Origin of the sequence: Saprospira grandis str. Lewin (genome assembly GCF_000250635.1) — a bacterium.
Lineage (GTDB): Bacteria > Bacteroidota > Bacteroidia > Chitinophagales > Saprospiraceae > Saprospira > Saprospira grandis.
Map to the genome: position 1 here is coordinate 938,302 of NC_016940.1, position 16,565 is coordinate 954,866.

Consider the following 16,565-nt stretch of genomic DNA (forward strand, 5'->3'; position numbering starts at 1 on the left):
TCTCAGTAGTCAGTATGCGAATAGAATCAACTATCAAGAGCAAATATAAATCTTTATTTAGATTTAGTACAGATAAAAACGATTTTTTAGGGTTTTTTTTGGGCCAAATAGCCGTATTTTGGGCCAAAATCAAGAAAATATGCTCTATTTGGTCCCTACGCCTATTGGCAATTTAGAAGATATGACCTACCGCTCGGTCCGCATCTTAAAAGAAGTCGATTATATTTTGGCCGAAGATACCCGCAGTTCTCGGCCACTTTTACAGCATTATGCTATAGATCAACCCCTTTATGCGCATCATGCGCACAATGAGCAAGAAAGTAGCTTGCAGGTAGTCACGGACCTCAAGGCGGGCAAAAGCGTGGCCCTTATTTCTGATGCAGGCACCCCCGGCATTTCAGATCCTGGCTTTTATTTGTTGCGGGCCTGTGTGGCCGAGGGCTTAGCCGTTAGTTGTTTGCCTGGCGCCTCGGCGGTTATTCCGGCCCTGGTTGGCGCGGGCCTCGCCTGCGACCGCTTTCATTTTGAGGGTTTTTTGCCCCATAAAAAAGGGAGACAAACTCGACTAAATTATTTGGCCGATTTGCCCAATACCTTTGCCCTTTATGAATCGCCCCACCGCCTAGAAAAATGCCTACAGCAATTGGCCCAGGTTTGTGGCCAAGAGCGGCAAGCCGTAGTTTGCCGAGAGCTCTCTAAAAAGTTTGAGAGTTTTCATCGGGGAAGTTTAAGCGAGCTACAAGCCTTTTTTAAGGCCCATCCCGATAAGGTCCGAGGCGAAATTGTCATTGTGGTAGAAGGACAAACTGAAAAGAAAAAGAAGAAAGACAAATACGCCAAGTTCAAGAAAGCGCCCAAACGGCCAGAGCTCGACTAGGCATCTGCGCTCTCAAAAATGAGGGCCAAGGGATCTTCTAGCATAAAGCGCAATAGGACCTGAGCGGTAGCAAAAACATCTTTTTTGCAATAGACCTCAATTCGGTCCAAATCGCCATCTTCCCAATAACTTCGGCCCACTTGGCTGCCATCAATATCATCTTTGGGGGTGGGAATACCAAAAAGGCCACAAAGCAACTTGAGGGAAGTATAGGCCTTATAATCGCCAAATTTCCAGAGCGTCATGGTATCCAAAAAATGATGCAGCTCCCAAGGCTTTTTGCCATAAATTTGAAGGGGCGCAGGCAAGGGCAAGCCCTGCACAATCATGCGGCGGCAGATATAAGGCATATCAAATTCCTTAATATTATGGCCACAAACATATTGCTGTCCCCGCCGCTGAAAATATTTGCTCAGCATAGCGGAGAAATCTTGGAGTAGTGCTTTTTCATCATCTCCATAAAAGGATTTGAGGCGGAGCTTATACTGGCCCTCCTCATTTTTAGTAAATACGCCCACCGTAATGCAGACAATTTTGCCAAATTCTGCATAAATACCTGCTTTTCTGGATAATAATCCTCGGCAGTCATTTTTTCTTCTTCGGCCAAGCGACGCTGTAAAGCCTCTGCTTTAAGCGCCCAAAGCTTTTGCATAGTTGGCGAAAGCTCGGCATAGCTAGCTGCGGCAGAAACTGTTTCAATATCAAGCACTAAGGTATGCTCTAATATACTTTTAGGTAACATATATTTTTTATTTTAGGAATAAATTGCCCAAAGGGCTAGGGATTGGGCCAGACCAAGGCCTTCAGGCCGCAATGGCCTAGCGATGTGCAGCAGTGCGGCAAAGCCGCAGACCAAGGCCGTCAGGCCGCAGGGCCGAGCAGACTTGCGAGCTGCGAAACGTAGCGCCCGCCGCAGGCGGGAGGCCCCAAAATAACATAAGTCTATTTTTTTGTATTTGCTTTAGTTTTATAAAGTTAAGGAAAAATCCTGACTCCCCTATTATTTTGTTTACTTTTGTGTTGTGAAATCTATTTCCCTTTATTTTGCCCCCCCTTATGAAAAATTTTCTTCTTTTTTGTACTCTCTTTTTTGCCCTTCATTTGGGGGCGCAAGTTCCTAATCAGCGGCCCGATGCGCAGCAATACGTTTATGATTATGCTGATTTATTGGCCCAAAAGGAGCGCAATGCCCTGCAGCATTATTTGGAGCGGGTTGCGGCTGCACAGGAAGTAGATCCATTGATTGTGGTGGTCAAGCATTTGGGAAGTTCTACGGTAGAAGCCTATGCCTATACTTTGGCGAGTAATTGGGGGTTGGGCAAAGAAAAGGCCAATGCCCTACTTATTTTGGTGAGTCGGGCCGAGCATCAATTGCGGATTGAGGTGGGGGCAAATTTAGCCGAGCCCTTATCTTATGAAGTTTGCAAAAAAGTGATTGCGGACAAATTGAGCCCTGCCTTTAAGAAAGAAGAATACTACTTTGGTCTGCTAGAAAGTATGCAAGAGCTGCTAAAAAAAGGCGGTTTTCAGGCGCCCGATCCAGAAAAAATGGGCCTGTCGACTAGAAAATCGAGAGAGGCAAATCTGATTTGGCGAATACTTTTTTATCTTTTGCTCATTGTTGCGGCTCTCTTTGCCTTTTTTACCTTATACGGCTGGGGAGCGGGCAAAGCCTCTGCAGTTAATCATCATGATTATAGCCGCAAAGGCAAACAGGATAACTACCGATATAGAAGGCGAAGAAGATGGTATAAAGACCATAGCGATTACTCGGACTATTCGGATAGCGATCGTTTTGATTATTCCGACAGTGATTCTTCTTCTGATAACTCCTTTTCTGGCGGCGGCGCCTCTGGCAGCTGGTAAAACTCTCTTAATTCTATTCCCATGAAAAATTTTTCTCTTCTCTTTCTCTTTTTGCTGCTGGCTCTCTCGCCAGCCTTGGCCCAATATCCCGCAGCCCCCGATCCCGTCCGATATGTGACGGATCTGGGTGGCTTTTTAAATGAGGAGGAAGAGCTGCTGCTCGAACGCTACCTCCTAGAGGTCTACAAACAAAATGAAGAGCAACTCCAAATTATTGTCGTTACGGTCCCCAATCTCCAAGGCCAAAGTATTAAGGAATACGCCAACGGCCTAGCCCGAAGCTGGGGCATTGGCCAAAAGGGCAAGGACAATGGCCTGCTCATTCTGGCCACTAAAGCCGAAAGAAAAACCCGCATAGAAGTAGGCTACGGCCTAGAGGGCAGCTTTCCAGATATCTTCTGCCAAAAGGTGGTCGATGAACAATTAGTCGCCAATTTCAAAAAAAGAAAGTTCTTCGATGGCTTTGCCTCCGCTGCCGATGCCCTGCTCGAAAAAGGCTTGTACAAAAGGCCTAATATGCAAGCTATCCTAGCTGCAGAGCAACAAATCCAAGAGCAAGAAAATGTAAAAAGAGGCGATGATAATCCCGGCCCAAACACCTATGACTATACGCCCAGCTCGCCCTCTAGACCGAAAAAAAACTCTTCTGGAGATAAAGCGGGTGCCACGTTTATCCTTATTGCCTTCTTTATCTTTATCATTTTTTTGATCATCAAACACGGATTCACTACAACCAATAGCAGCCGAGATTATAGCCGAAAAGGCCGAAACCGATACCGCAGCAAAAGCAGCAGCTATAAAGACTATTCTGACAGTAGCAATAATACCACAATCGTGAGCAGCTATTCCGATTATTCTGACTACTCAGATTATAGCGATTATTCCGATTATAGCGACTACTCTGACTATTCCGATTACTCCGATAGTAGCTTCGGCGGTGGCGATTTTGGCGGCGGTGGTGCCGATGGAGATTGGTAAGTTTTTTATTCTTTTTTTGGGGCTGCCCCTGCGGCCTTCGGCCTTGGGTCGGGCTGTATCGCAGCTCGCTGTTCGCTCGGCCCTGCGTTTTTTTTCGCTACGCTCAAAAAACTAGGTCTGGCCTGCGGCCACTGCTGCCCATCCCTCAGCCTGCGGCGCTGCGCGCCTGCTAGACCCAAGAAAGGGGCAAAACTTAGGTTTTGCCCCTTTTTTTATCAAAAAAATATAAGTTTCCATATAGGCTGGACAAAACCGCTTTTTCTTTGCTCTTGCCAGCTTTTGAAAGATTTAGTTTTTTTGCGTAGCTTTTAGAAAAATTTAACCATGAATACTGTAGTCTTACTTTTATCTAAACAGGCTTTGCCTAATCTTTCTTTTGTCAAATTACTCAAGGCCCAAAATAGCCCCATCCAACGCTATATCTTAATTGGGAGCGATTTTACAGAAAAAAACAAGTTTCATCTCCACCTCATTGAGGCCCTAGGCCTAAAAGAAGGAGAATACGAACTCTGGAAAATAGATGCTGAGTCTTATGTACAAGCCAAAAAAGACCTGGCTCAGCAACTGGCCCAAGCACAACATCAAGCCGCACAAAAGTTTTGGCTCCACCTTACCGGCGGCACCAAAATGATGGCCATGGCCGCCCAAGACAGCTTTAAAAAGCATAGCAAAACAACTAAATCAGTACAATTAGGAAGCTACTATATGCCTTTTGGCGGAAAAGTGCTGCATAAAATTTACCCTCAGGCAAAAAGCAAGAAAATCAGCCTTCATTATACACTAGAAGAATACTTTACGAGCTACGGCTTTGATATCCAAGCAGAACAAGCGGTCTGCAAAGCAGACGAAATGGAGGCTTACTGGACACTATTAAAAGAAAACAATTTTGACCTCAAATCTGCTGCGCTCAATAAATATAGACTCCATAAGAAAGAGAATGCTACTCTCTGGGAAGAGCTTATCTATCATAAGGTAAAAACATCACTAAATTTAGCCGATGACCAAATTGCAATCAGCCTAAAAATTAGCTCTAAATACAGAAACCTCAAGCACCTAAAAGATAGTACAAACGACAATGAACTAGATGTCGTTTTTGTCCTCAAAGATAAACTCTACATCATTGAGTGTAAAAGCTCTAAGTCTACCGCCAATAGAACTATTAAGAAAACAGCCCAAGAAGCAATCTATAAATTGACTGCTATTAAAGATGGGCTTGGTCTACACGCTACAGGAGTAGTGGCTATTCTGGCTGGCGATAAACTAGATGGCGCCTCTTTAGAACGCATCGAGCTCCAAGGCAAAGCCATGAATAATAAGTTTGTTGAAGCTCAAGACTTAGTCAGCAGCACAATTAAAGACTGCTTAGAAATTAAATAAAACAAAAAAAACTTTATTATGTTCCTCAATTTATCTAACCACCCAAGCAGCCGCTGGAGCGGCAAACAACTGACAACGGCCCAATCTTACGGAGATCTGCAAGATCTCCCTTTTCCTAATATCCCTCCTGCTGCAACAACAGCAGAAGTAGAAGCAATGGCCGAAAACTATAAGAACAAAGTCATCGAACTCGCCCCAAAGATTGTCCATCTTATGGGAGAAATGACCTTTACGGCCTGCTTGCTTCGCAAGCTGCAAGCCGAAGGCTTGCATTGTGTGGCCAGCACAACAGAACGCATTGTTTTAGAGGAAGAAGACGGTTCAAAAACCGTAAAATTCAACTTTGTTCAATTTAGAACCTATCCGAATCTACTAGAGTAAATGCCTATTATCTTAGAGCGAAAACTAGGGGTTTCCCAACTTTGGGTTTGGGAGCAAACAGAGCCTTTGGACCAACTAAAAGCGGCTTTGCCCCAATGCCTATTGGCCCGAACGCCCCAACAAGCGCAAGCCGCCCTAGCCTACTGTAGCAGCCGATTGCTGTTGCAGGAGGTGTTTGGACGGCCTGCGCTTTTGTCATTGACAAAAGATGCCCAAGGCCGCCCTTTCATAAATGATAAAGCTATTTCAATTAGTCATTGTCAGGGCTTTTCGGCCCTGACGATGGCTGGCCCAAGACCCGGCCTAGATGTAGAAGGTCCAAGAGGGGCCCAACTAGCCCGCATTGCCCACAAATTTATTCTGCCCGATAAATTGCAGGCCCTGCAAGAACGGCCCAAAGAGGAATATCTAGAAGCCCTGGCCAATATCTGGTCGGCCAAAGAGGCTTTGTTTAAAGCGATGGGCGGAGGCGGCATCGATTTTAGGGAACATCTCTCTGTTGATTACCCCCCAGAAATGCTCCAACTGCCGGGCCGCTTTAGCGCCCGTTATCATGGTCCAAAAGGCCAAGTAGAATTTGCCCTAGAAGCCCTGCCCCTCCCCCAACAACATCGCCTGATTTGGTGCATCTAGAGGAGCGAAGCGACTGGCCTAGCGATGTGAAGCAGTGCGGCAAAGCCGCAGACCAAAGCCGCCAGAGGCGGCTGCAGGGCCGAGCGAACAGCGAGCTGCGAAACGTAGCGCCGACGACCGAAGGGAGGCGGAGGCCCCAAAATAGCAGCGAGCCCCAAAGCGACAACAAGAACTTTAGTTCGCAGTTCGACGACCAAAGGGAGTAACCGCCCGCCGAAGGCGGGAGGCCCCAAAAAATCCCCCAAAAACAGCAGAATTTTATTTTTGTTGCGCATTAAGCCCAGACAGATTTGAAAAAAGACCAAAAAAAACGCATTTTGCGGCCGTTTTTCTACACTTTGAAAAGAATGTCAAGAGATGTCTAAATATAGATCACATCATTGTAATGAATTGAATGCTAGCCACCTAGAACAAGAGGTACGCCTAGCGGGTTGGGTGGCCGATATCCGCCACCTCAGTAAATCGCTGTCTTTTATTACGATTCGCGACCATTACGGCAAGACCCAATTGGTATTTTCTGAGGAACAAGGCCAGGCTTTTGAGCTCGCCCGCAGCCTCAAGCCCGAAAGCGTGATCCTTGTGAAAGGAATTGTGCGCTCTCGCGGAAAAGATGTGAACCCCGATATGGCCACCGGAGAAATTGAGGTGGAAGTGCAAGAATTGACCATCGATTCTTTGGTGGAACAACTCCCTTTTCAGTTGCATGAACAACCCAATGAAGACCTTCGCCTGAAGTATCGCTTTATCGATTTGCGCCGCAATGAGCTGCAAGAAGCCCTCAAGTTGCGCTTTAAGTTGATGATGGAGATCCGTACTTTTTTGGCCCAAAAAGGCTTCTTGGAAATCCAAACGCCTATTCTCACGGCTTCTTCGCCCGAAGGTGCCCGCGATTATGTGGTGCCCTCTCGCCTTTATCCTGGGCAGTTTTATGCCCTCCCTCAGGCCCCTCAGCAGTATAAGCAGCTGTTGATGTGCTCGGGTATTGATAAATATTTCCAGATTGCGCCCTGCTTCCGCGATGAAAACGCCCGTGCAGACCGCTCTCCCGGCGAGTTCTATCAGCTGGATATGGAAATGGCCTTTATTGAGCAAGATGAACTTTTTGCCCTCTTGGAAGAGATGTACGAATACCTCTTGCCCAAGGTGACCAAAAAGAAAATGCAGGAGTTTCCCTTCCCTCGTATCAAGTTCAATGACTCGATGGAATGGTACGGCTCTGATAAGCCCGATATTCGCTTCGAGATGAAGATGAAGGAGCTCACGCCTTTGTTTGAGCATTCTGGTTTTAAGGTCTATCAAGAGATGTTTAAGACAGGCCAAGTGGTCAAGGCTATTTTGGTAGAAGGTGGTGCCAGCCAATCTCGTAAGTTCTTTGATAAGGCCCAAAAAGAGGCCAAGGAAAAAGGCGCTTTTGGTATCGGTTACCTACAATATAAGGATGGGGAAGTGAAAGGCTCTGTGGCCAAACCCCTCAGCGAAGAAGAAATTGCCGCTATTGCCGAGCAGATGGGCGCCAAAACTGGCGATGCCGTTATTTTGATGGCTGGCGGTCGCAATTTGGTCAATAAAGCCCTCGGACATGTCCGCGTTTGGGTGGCCCAACAAATGGGCTTGGCCGATGAAGACACCCTAGCCTTCTGCTGGATCGTGGATTTCCCCATGTACGAGTATGATGAGGAAGCCGAAAAATGGGACTTCTCGCATAACCCCTTCTCTATGCCTCAGGGCGAGATGGAGGCCCTAGATCAAGCCGCAGCTTCTGGCAATTATGGCGATGTCCTTGCCTACCAATACGATATTGTTTGTAATGGTATCGAGCTCTCTTCTGGCGCTATCCGTAACCACCGTCCCGACATTATGTACAAGGCTTTTGATATCGTTGGCTATAGCCGCGAGGTGGTCGATGAGCGCTTTGGCCACATGATCTCCGCCTTCAAATATGGTGCTCCGCCCCATGGAGGTATCGCTCCCGGCCTCGACCGTATGGTGATGATTTTTGCCGATAAGGAGAATATCCGCGAGGTGATTGCTTTTCCGCTCAACCAACAGGCCAAAGACCCCATGATGGGTTCTCCCGCGCCTATCATGCCCGAACAATGGGAGGAGCTACAACTTCAAGTGGTTCCCAAAAAAGAAGAAGCCAAATAAGCTGATTCAAGCATAAATATAAACGCCCGCTACCCTATAGTAGTGGGCGTTTTTGTTTCCCCTCCCCTACTACAGTTTTTAGCGCTTAACTTCATTTTGCCTAACATTTTTTGCCTTTAACTGTTGTTTGCTTATTAGTAGGATGTTTTGGGGCTGCCCCTCCCTTCGGTCGGGTCGGGCTGTTTCGCAGCTCGCTATTCGCTCGGCCCTTCGGCGCTTTCAGCGCCTCGGTCTGGCCCTGCGGGCCACTGCTGTCCATCCCTCAGCCTGCGGCCCTATCGGGCCTGTAGAAGCCCTACACAAGCAAAAAATTAGTTAAAAGATACAGCTTATGATCAAAACCTTTCAGGCTCAAGAGATTGCCAATTTGCCCAAGCGGCAGCGCACCACCTTTGTCAACCATCTATCGGGGTTTAAGTCGGCCAATTTGGTGGGCAGTATTTCGGCTGAGGGCCAGGAGAACCTGGCCATTTTTAGTTCTGCGGTACATTTGGGGGCCCATCCTGCCCTCATTGGCCTTATTTCTCGGCCCTTCACGGCCGAAGTGGTTCGCCATAGTCTGCGCAATATTCGACAGCAGAAATACTTTAGCCTCAATCAGGTGCATCAGGGCATCTATGAGCAGGCGCATCATAGCTCGGCCCGTTATCCCGATGGAGTTTCAGAATTTGAGGCCACGGGCTTGCACCCTCAATATATTGCTGATTTTCCGGCCCCTTTTGTCCAAGAGGCCCAGTTAAAAATAGGCTTGCGGCTAGAAGAGGAAATCCCCATCATAAAAAATGGGACCTACCTCATTGTTGCGGCCATAGAATACGTAGAGCTGCCCCAAGCCACTTTTGATGAAGCAACTGGGCAAATTGATTTGGAGAAAATGCAGGTCGTTTGTATTTCGGGTTTAGATAGCTACCATAAAACGGAGCAGTTGCAGCGCCTGCCTTATGCTAAGCCTAGGCAATAGGCGGCCAAAGACCGCCTTGGCCGAAGGCCAAATGGCCTAGCGATGTGCAGCAGTGGCCCGAAGGGCCAGACCCAGGCAGCTTTGCTGCCGCAGGGCCGAGCAGACTTGCGAGCTGCGCAACCTTGGGTTGACCCACTTTTTATAGCGGTGTCAATTTAGGGATCGATATCCATCATACATAAATATGAATCTCTCTAACCCTAGTCCTATTTTCTTGACGGATACGGCATGCCTAGTTTTCTTCACTGCGCCATTAAATCCGCCCAACCTTGCTATGATCCAATAGGCCCAAGCTATTGATTTAGAGGTAAATGGGTTACGCAAAGAAGGGCTTTGGCTTTCGCCTTTTAGATATTGTTTAAATATAAGATCTAAGACTTCTACTTCATCTTCTGTGAAAATAGAGGTTGCTGGAGTCTCATTATCTTGGTTAAGTCCAGCTTCTTTAAGCTTAAGGACCTTGTCAGATGCACTGATTGCCATAAGTATCATTTTGCGGATAGCTTTACCTGTTTTTAAACATATGTTTTCAATATCAAAGCCATCTGATTTTAAATATTTAAAGTATGTTTCAATTAACCACCTCTTGCGGTAGCAAAGAACAAGCTCTAAGAGCTCTTCTTCGCTGTTGATTTCTTCATTTGTGAGTAAGCGCCAACTGATGGTTTCATCATCATGATCTTTTTTTGTTCGGCTTCTTTTTCTAGCGGCAGATTTTGAAAAACCTTTGCCCTTTTCAAAGACCTCAATAACATTGATTGTCATTGGTTTAGGCCTTGGTTCGCCAAGAACATACTTACAAGATTTGGGAACGGCAAAAGTCACTTTTTTAGATCGAACAACTAGCTTCTTCCCGTTAAGTTTTTTACGGCTACTCTTGACCGTTTCTGTCGTCTCAAAGTCTGCTGGATAATGTTCAAAGACATCACATAATGGAATCTTTTTGCCATCCTCCCAAATCGTTGCTCGTCTATCTGTTCGAGACCGAATCAAGAACTTAATATGCTGTCTGAAAAAACTTTCCATCATGGGATAAACATCTCCTTCTCGATCACAAACATGTAAAATATCAATTAGGTCGTTAATTACTTTTAACGCAGATTCTGTCTCTTCTACATTTACTTTCCATCTCGTAATTTCACCTCTAAAATGACCCGTATTTCTATTTTCAGCCTCCTTACAAGTTACTCTATTTTTATATCGATTATAAAGCTGAACACCTCCTAAGCCATGATAATGAAAGCTTTCTCGACCATATAGTAGAGCCATGTGAAGAAATACAGACAAATTTGTTTCCCGACCTCCAGGGCCTAAACCCTCTTTGTCCGTTAGTCTATTTCTTTGCTTATTCAGTACAACTTCAGAGGTGTCGTGAAAGGCCAGAAGCTTTTCTTCAACCACCTTCATAGACTCCCTACTTTTGCCAATAAACTCAAATTGAATGTATTCCTCAGTAAGATTTTTGTTTGATAACAACCTCATGAAAGCCTTACGGTCTGCATCAGTTTTTGCTACATTTGTTAAATGTGGGTTAGGATTATTTTTTAGACTCTCTGCTAATCTATAACATACTCTCACTGATTGCTTATTTAGCATAAATGAAGATACCTTTGTACTGTCCATATAAATCTTGATTTAGAGCTAAGTTAAGCTTATTTTTAAAAGTGGGTCAACCCAAGCTGCGCAACGTAGCGCCGCAAGGCAAAGCCGCAGCGGAGGCCCCTAATAATTCCGAGAATCGGTCCCCCAATGCAGCTTTTTACGGATCATGTACAAAAAGTTGCGATCATCGGGGCGGAGCAAAGTCGTTTGGAAATCGCATTTGCGGATAGCCAGTTGGCAGCTGGCCTGAATGGCCCGATAGCGAGAATCTAGGGTGCAGAGAAAATGCTCGGCTCGGCCCTCCACCTCAAAAGAGATGACCACATCATCGGAAAGGACGATGGGACGGACATTGAGGTTGTGTGGGGCTACGGGCGTGATGATAAAATTGCCAGAGCGGGGAAAAATAATGGGTCCCCCACAGCTCAGGGAGTAGCCCGTAGAGCCCGTGGGGCTGGCCACAATAATCCCATCGGCCCAGTAAGAATTGAGAAATTCGCCATTCACATAGGTGTGAATAATGACCATAGAAGAGGTATCTCGTTTGAGAATAGCGAAATCATTGAGGGCAAAATTGGCGCTGCCAAAGAGCGGGCTAGAAGACTCTAGCTGCAAAAGTACCCGCTTATCTTCCACCAAAGCGCCCTGCTCAAAGGCCTGCAAACTCTCTTCTATTCGGTGCTTTTCGATCATGGCCAAAAAGCCGAGGCGGCCCATATTGAGGCCCAAAATAGGGACTCCAGTATCACGGACATAAGTCACCGCTTCTAGAATGGTCCCATCTCCTCCCAAGGTAATACAGCAATCGAGTTCGGCAGCACGGAAATCCTCATGCGTTTGGAAACAATGAAAGGGATTATTGATTTTGATACGGCCCATAAAGGAGTCGTAGTACTCTTGATAAATATAGAGTTCCCATTCGGGGCGGCGGGCGAGGGCATCAAAGACCTCTTGGACCAACTGCTGTTGTTCCTTTTTTAGAAAGCGGCTAAACAGAGCGATACGCATAAGGCTAGAGATTCATTTTGAGGCGGAAAAAGAAGGCAGTTTCTCGAGATTGGTTGAGGCTATACTCAAATTGGAGCACAAAGCGGTACTGCATCAGGCCGAGGTCAATCGCTGGGCCAGTGCCCCAAAGCGAGCGATTGACCAAACCGCCCTGCTGCTGATAAAAGCGGTCCCAAACATAGCCATAATCTAAATGATAACGCAGATGCAGGGCCATGAAAGGGGCATCCCTCTCGCCCAATTCCATCAATTTGACATTGAGGTCGCTGCGCCAGAGCAAATAATCTTGTCCATAAATTACATAATATTGATTGCCCCGCACCAATTCTTCCTCAAAACCTAGGGCTTCTTGTTCAAAAAAGGCTTGCTTTTGTCGGAGCAAGCTCAGTTTGCCACTCAATTGGCCGCCCACACTCCAATAGCCACGGCCAAATTTGTGATAATAGCCCAGATGTCCGCCCAAGGTCCATTGATTGAGCTCATTGAAGATGCCTAGGCCTTTTTTCTCGGTTTCGGCTTGTAGGTAATAGCCCTGAAAGGGGTAGTTTCGGAAATCTCTGCGGTCCTTGGACCAGCTATAGCGCAGGCGAAAATCTCTTTGGCGGGCTTTGCCCAAGAGAAAGTCGGCATTTTGGGCAAAAATAGAATCGCTCACCCCATAATTATGAAAGCCTAGGGTCAGTTGCTGTTGGCTCCATACATCTTGGCGAAAATAGAGGCCCAATCGAAAGCGCAGGCGGTCAAACTGTGGGCTTTTGCTGTTGAGGTCTCTATAAAAAAGGCGTTTGTTATCGGCTATTCCATAGGCGAGCTCTTTATTATTGGACCAAAGGCCCTCTATGCTGTAGCCCCAAGCGTTTTTGTTGCCTAATGGGGGCATAACATAGACCAACTCAACCTTGGGGCTATAGCCAATTTGTCCAATCAGTTTGAGCAGATCGTTATAGCCTCTGGGGTTGCGCCAAAGGCCCCAAAGGCCCAGATTTATTCTTCGGAGATCAAAGTTGAAGCTTTTCCACCAAACATTAAAGTTGCGGTCGGCTAGTTCAACCATAGGGATGGGATAAAGGCCTAGGTTTTCATCTAGCTCGATGCCTAGAACAATGCTCTTGCCCTCCCATTCTTTTACTCGAACCACCACCGTTTTAAACAGGCGGCTATTGAGTAAAGTTTGTTGGGCCAAATCAAGCTGCTCTTGCAACTCATTAAGCCGAACGCTATCGCCTACACTAAAGGGCAGATAGGCGGCCACCGTTTTGGCTTTGGTCCGCAACTTCCCCCCCTCTATATCAGAGAGGATAAGGCTATCGATACGGACATAAGGAAGCTGCGCCTGGGCCAACTGGACAAAGCTCAGCAAGAAAAAGATAAAAAGAAGAAAACGCATTTAGCTGCTGGGAATTTGAAGATAATTAGAACTGCCATGGGCCAAGACTTTGCCCTCTTGGTCTAGAAGTAGGCAGCGCATATTGGCCGAGCGCTTCCCAATGCGGATGAGCTCGGGCTGAGCAATAACTTTTTGGCCCTCAAAAGCAGCTCGCACAAAATCTAGCTGTAAGCTAGTGGCATAATAGGCCCGATCTTCTGAAAGCACAAAGAGCTGCATGCCCATGCTTTCATCCAAAATGGCCGAGATGGCCCCGCCATGTAGGCTGCCCATAGGGTTGAGCATATCGGGGCGGACCTCAAACTCTAGTTGGAGCATGCCCGTTTTTTCATTGACAGACAGAATTCTGGCATTGAGCCAAGCCCCCAAACCACTGATATTTCCCTCAATATGTTGGCCTTCATGGGCCTTGACAAAGGCAATCTTTTCTTTAGACATTTGTTTTTGATTTTACATTATAGGATCTGCAAAAGTAATTTTTTTTTGCTGGCCAAGGGAATGTTTTTGCTCCCTTGCGTCCTACAGGCGGCAAAGCCGCCGCAGGCAATAGCCAAATTTAACCGCACTCACTTTTATAGTTTGCAGCAATTTCCCGCTAGTCGGCCCTATTTTTCTCCACCATAGCGAAGGCTATGCCCTTAAAAAATAGCTGGCCTAGCCAAAAATTCATAGCAAAGATGGCCAAAGCAGCGCGATTAAATCTGGCTGAGGGGCTGTAGCAGGGCCGCCGAAGGCGGCAGACCAAAGCGGCTTTGCCGCTGCAGGGCCGAGCAGACCTGCGAGCTGCGCAATGGCCCGACCCAAGGCCGAAGGCCGCAGGGGCAGCCCCAAAAAAAGAGCAGTTCCTCCCGAAAGAGCAACTGCTACAAACAAACTACTTAAAATTAAGTCTTAAGAGCCGCACATCAAGCAATCATCGGGATTGTCGATGCTACAGGCTACGCCTTCTTGGCTGTTGGCCTCCTCGATTTGGGCGGCGGTACGGCCAGCCAAAGCTTGATTGCTGCCGCCATTTTGGCCCACAAATTTTTGTTGGTACTTGGCGCTGAGCGTAAACTTAATGGGGTCTACCGCAGCTTTGGAACGGAGGTAGTACATGCCCGTTTTCAGCCCACGTTTCCAAGCATGGAAGTGCATGGAGGTCAGTTTGGCAAAGTTGGGACTCTCGACGAAGAGGTTGAGGCTTTGCGACTGGCAAATGAAGGCGCCACGATCGGCGGACATATCAATAATGGCCCGTTGTTTAATTTCATAGGCCGTTTTGTAAAGCTCCTTGATTTCTTGGGGCAGTCCCTCGATATTTTGGACCGAGCCATTGGCGGCGATCAACATCTCTTTGAGTTCTTGGGTCCAATATCCACGTTCAATCAGGTCTTTGAGTAGGTGTTTATTGACCACCACATACTCGCCAGAAAGGGTGCGGCGGCTATAAATATTAGAAGTGTAGGGCTCAAAACACTCGTTATTTCCAAGAATTTGAGAGGTGGAAGCGGTAGGCATAGGCGCTACGAGCAGGCTATTGCGCACCCCATGTGCCAAAATTTCTTGGCGGAGGGCTTCCCAATCCCAGCGGTCCGAGGGAGTGACATCCCAAAGGTCAAATTGGAATTTTCCTTGGCTAATCGGCGAGCCTTCATAAGTTGAATAAGGGCCCTCTTCCTTGGCCATTTGGCAAGATTCGCTCATGGCCGCAAAATAAATCGTCTCGAAAATATCGCGGTTGAGTTGGCGGGCTGCTTCGCTTTCAAAAGGCAGACGCATCATGAGAAAGGCATCGGCTAGGCCCTGCACGCCAATTCCGACGGGGCGGTGGCGCATATTGCTATTTTTGGCCTCTTGAATGGGGTAATAATTGATGTCGATGACCTTATTGAGGTTGCGGGTAACAATTCGAGTTACCTCATAAAGACGTTGGAAATCATATTGACCATCTTCGGTTACAAATTTAGAAAGTGCGATAGAAGCTAGGTTACAAACGGCCACCTCATCGGGGCTACTATACTCCATAATCTCGGTACAGAGGTTACTCGAGCGAATTACGCCTAAGTTTTTCTGATTCGATTTGCGGTTTGCATGGTCCTTATACAACATATAAGGGGTACCCGTTTCGATTTGAGATTCTAATATTTTCATCCAAAGTTCGCGGGCTTTTATCGTTTGGCGGCCCTTACCTTCTGCCTCAAAGGCGAGGTAGCGTTTTTCAAACTCTTCGCCATAGCTATCATAGAGGCCGGGGCATTCATTGGGGCACATCAAGGTCCATTCGGCATCCTGTTCTACTCTTTGCATAAAGAGGTCGGGAATCCAAAGGGCATAAAAGAGGTCGCGGGCACGTTGTTCTTCTTTACCGTGGTTCTTTTTGAGGTCCAAAAACTCAAAAACATCGGCATGCCAGGGTTCTAAATAAATAGCAAAAGCGCCTTTGCGTTTTCCGCCCCCTTGGTCCACATAACGAGCCGTATCATTATAGACGCGAAGCATGGGCACAATGCCGTTCGAGTTGCCGCCGGTGCCTTTGATATAACTGCCTTTGGCGCGGATATTATGGATGCTCAGGCCAATTCCCCCCGCCGATTGCGAGATTTTGGCGCAGCGGCTAAGGGTTTCAAAAATGCCGGGAATAGAATCGTCGGTCATGCTGAGCAAAAAGCAAGAAGAGAGCTGCGGGCGGGGCGTTCCAGAGTTGAATAAGGTAGGCGTAGCATGGGTAAACCAGCGCTCAGACATCAGTTTATAGGTTTGCAAGGCGGCCTCGATATTTTCGCCATGAATGCCCAGAGCTGTGCGCATAATCATATACTGCGGGCGCTCGATAATCTTTCCATTGACCTTCATGAGGTAAGAGCGCTCAAGGGTCTTAAAGCCAAAGAAATCATAGTCGTAATCGCGTTCGTGCACGATAGCCGCATCCAGTTGTTCGCTGTGTTTTTCCACCAAAGCCATAAAATCATCGGCGATCATTTGGGCATTTTCGCCTGTTTTGGGGTCAATATATTGGTGGAGTCGGCGCATGGTTTCGGTAAAAGAATTGGAGCTCCCCTTATGTAGGTCCGAAACCGAAATTCTAGCGGCCAAGATCGCATAATCGGGATGTTCGGTGGCCATAGAGGCGGCGGTTTCTGCCGCTAGCTTGTCGAGCACCTCGGTAGAGACCCCATCATAAAGGCCCAAAATGACCTTTTTAGAAATCTCAATCACATCGATATAACGATTGTCCAATCCGTCGCAGAGGTAATAAATCCGCCGCATAATTTTATCAAAACTAACGTCCTCTTTGCGGCCGTTTCGCTTGGTCACTTGCATCAATTGCATCATAATATATCTTGGCTTTGGCTAAAAAAGCGCTT

Annotated in this window: 13 protein-coding genes and 1 pseudogene; 8 read left to right on the forward strand and 6 right to left on the reverse strand. The window is 47.0% G+C overall.

What is annotated here, in order from left to right; translation table 11 throughout:
• Positions 1 to 139 precede the first annotated feature (139 nt).
• Positions 140 to 877, forward strand: coding sequence for a 16S rRNA (cytidine(1402)-2'-O)-methyltransferase (gene rsmI, locus SGRA_RS04065; RefSeq protein ID WP_041329838.1), 738 nt, complete (start codon positions 140 to 142; stop codon positions 875 to 877).
• Here the strand turns inward: rsmI and SGRA_RS04070 are convergent.
• A pseudogene (locus SGRA_RS04070) lies at positions 874 to 1,619 on the reverse strand (3'-5' exonuclease). The gene rsmI and the pseudogene SGRA_RS04070 sit on opposite strands and share 4 nt — an antisense overlap.
• A gap of 314 nt (positions 1,620 to 1,933) precedes the next feature.
• On the opposite strand from SGRA_RS04070, the gene SGRA_RS04075 reads away from it, so the two are divergent.
• From SGRA_RS04075 to SGRA_RS04110, 7 genes are all read left to right on the forward strand, one after another.
• Positions 1,934 to 2,743 carry a TPM domain-containing protein gene (locus SGRA_RS04075; RefSeq protein WP_015691314.1) on the forward strand — a complete coding sequence of 270 codons (810 nt, stop codon included), beginning with the start codon at positions 1,934 to 1,936 and terminating at the stop codon, positions 2,741 to 2,743.
• A gap of 21 nt (positions 2,744 to 2,764) precedes the next feature.
• Positions 2,765 to 3,721, forward strand: a complete 957-nt coding sequence (locus tag SGRA_RS04080) for a TPM domain-containing protein (protein ID WP_015691315.1) — start codon at positions 2,765 to 2,767, stop codon at positions 3,719 to 3,721.
• A gap of 324 nt (positions 3,722 to 4,045) precedes the next feature.
• Positions 4,046 to 5,098 carry a Card1-like endonuclease domain-containing protein gene (locus tag SGRA_RS04085; protein WP_015691318.1) on the forward strand — a complete coding sequence of 351 codons (1,053 nt, stop codon included), beginning with the start codon at positions 4,046 to 4,048 and terminating at the stop codon, positions 5,096 to 5,098.
• Between the two features lie 18 nt (positions 5,099 to 5,116).
• Entirely contained in the window at positions 5,117 to 5,479 is a 363-nt protein-coding gene (locus SGRA_RS04090; RefSeq protein ID WP_015691319.1) for a hypothetical protein, read from the forward strand.
• Complete coding sequence (locus tag SGRA_RS04095) at positions 5,480 to 6,112, forward strand: 4'-phosphopantetheinyl transferase family protein (protein ID WP_015691320.1); 633 nt, start codon at positions 5,480 to 5,482, stop codon at positions 6,110 to 6,112.
• A gap of 357 nt (positions 6,113 to 6,469) precedes the next feature.
• The gene (aspS, locus tag SGRA_RS04105) at positions 6,470 to 8,260 is read left to right on the forward strand and encodes an aspartate--tRNA ligase (protein ID WP_015691322.1); all 1,791 of its coding nucleotides are present in this window, start codon (positions 6,470 to 6,472) and stop codon (positions 8,258 to 8,260) included.
• 331 nt (positions 8,261 to 8,591) lie between these two features.
• Complete coding sequence (locus tag SGRA_RS04110) at positions 8,592 to 9,221, forward strand: flavin reductase family protein (RefSeq protein ID WP_015691323.1); 630 nt, start codon at positions 8,592 to 8,594, stop codon at positions 9,219 to 9,221.
• Between the two features lie 150 nt (positions 9,222 to 9,371).
• Here the strand turns inward: SGRA_RS04110 and SGRA_RS04115 are convergent, their stop codons facing one another.
• From SGRA_RS04115 to SGRA_RS04140, 5 genes are all read right to left on the reverse strand, one after another.
• On the reverse strand, positions 9,372 to 10,817 hold the full coding sequence (locus SGRA_RS04115; protein ID WP_014373165.1) for an IS4 family transposase: 1,446 nt from the start codon (positions 10,815 to 10,817) through the stop codon (positions 9,372 to 9,374).
• Between the two features lie 126 nt (positions 10,818 to 10,943).
• Complete coding sequence (locus tag SGRA_RS04120; protein WP_015691324.1) at positions 10,944 to 11,831, reverse strand: NAD kinase; 888 nt, start codon at positions 11,829 to 11,831, stop codon at positions 10,944 to 10,946.
• Between the two features lie 4 nt (positions 11,832 to 11,835).
• Complete coding sequence (locus SGRA_RS04125) at positions 11,836 to 13,218, reverse strand: BamA/TamA family outer membrane protein (RefSeq protein WP_015691325.1); 1,383 nt, start codon at positions 13,216 to 13,218, stop codon at positions 11,836 to 11,838.
• A complete protein-coding gene (locus tag SGRA_RS04130) occupies positions 13,219 to 13,656 on the reverse strand; it encodes a PaaI family thioesterase (protein WP_015691326.1) in 438 nt (145 codons plus the stop codon).
• A gap of 453 nt (positions 13,657 to 14,109) precedes the next feature.
• Positions 14,110 to 16,521 (reverse strand): ribonucleoside-diphosphate reductase subunit alpha, encoded by a 2,412-nt coding sequence (locus SGRA_RS04140; RefSeq protein ID WP_015691329.1) that lies wholly within the window; start codon positions 16,519 to 16,521, stop codon positions 14,110 to 14,112.
• Between the last annotated feature and the right edge of the window lie 44 nt (positions 16,522 to 16,565).

What these genes read in the sequence shown, in the direction of transcription:
- rsmI (WP_041329838.1), top strand. Translation starts at nt 140, where the DNA reads ATGCTCTATTTGGTCCCTACGCCTATTGGCAATTTAGAAGATATGACC.
- SGRA_RS04075 (WP_015691314.1), top strand. Translation starts at nt 1,934, where the DNA reads ATGAAAAATTTTCTTCTTTTTTGTACTCTCTTTTTTGCCCTTCATTTG.
- SGRA_RS04080 (WP_015691315.1), top strand. Translation starts at nt 2,765, where the DNA reads ATGAAAAATTTTTCTCTTCTCTTTCTCTTTTTGCTGCTGGCTCTCTCG.
- SGRA_RS04085 (WP_015691318.1), top strand. Translation starts at nt 4,046, where the DNA reads ATGAATACTGTAGTCTTACTTTTATCTAAACAGGCTTTGCCTAATCTT.
- SGRA_RS04090 (WP_015691319.1), top strand. Translation starts at nt 5,117, where the DNA reads ATGTTCCTCAATTTATCTAACCACCCAAGCAGCCGCTGGAGCGGCAAA.
- SGRA_RS04095 (WP_015691320.1), top strand. Translation starts at nt 5,480, where the DNA reads ATGCCTATTATCTTAGAGCGAAAACTAGGGGTTTCCCAACTTTGGGTT.
- aspS (WP_015691322.1), top strand. Translation starts at nt 6,470, where the DNA reads ATGTCTAAATATAGATCACATCATTGTAATGAATTGAATGCTAGCCAC.
- SGRA_RS04110 (WP_015691323.1), top strand. Translation starts at nt 8,592, where the DNA reads ATGATCAAAACCTTTCAGGCTCAAGAGATTGCCAATTTGCCCAAGCGG.
- SGRA_RS04115 (WP_014373165.1), bottom strand. Translation starts at nt 10,817, where the DNA reads ATGCTAAATAAGCAATCAGTGAGAGTATGTTATAGATTAGCAGAGAGT.
- SGRA_RS04120 (WP_015691324.1), bottom strand. Translation starts at nt 11,831, where the DNA reads ATGCGTATCGCTCTGTTTAGCCGCTTTCTAAAAAAGGAACAACAGCAG.
- SGRA_RS04125 (WP_015691325.1), bottom strand. Translation starts at nt 13,218, where the DNA reads ATGCGTTTTCTTCTTTTTATCTTTTTCTTGCTGAGCTTTGTCCAGTTG.
- SGRA_RS04130 (WP_015691326.1), bottom strand. Translation starts at nt 13,656, where the DNA reads ATGTCTAAAGAAAAGATTGCCTTTGTCAAGGCCCATGAAGGCCAACAT.
- SGRA_RS04140 (WP_015691329.1), bottom strand. Translation starts at nt 16,521, where the DNA reads ATGCAAGTGACCAAGCGAAACGGCCGCAAAGAGGACGTTAGTTTTGAT.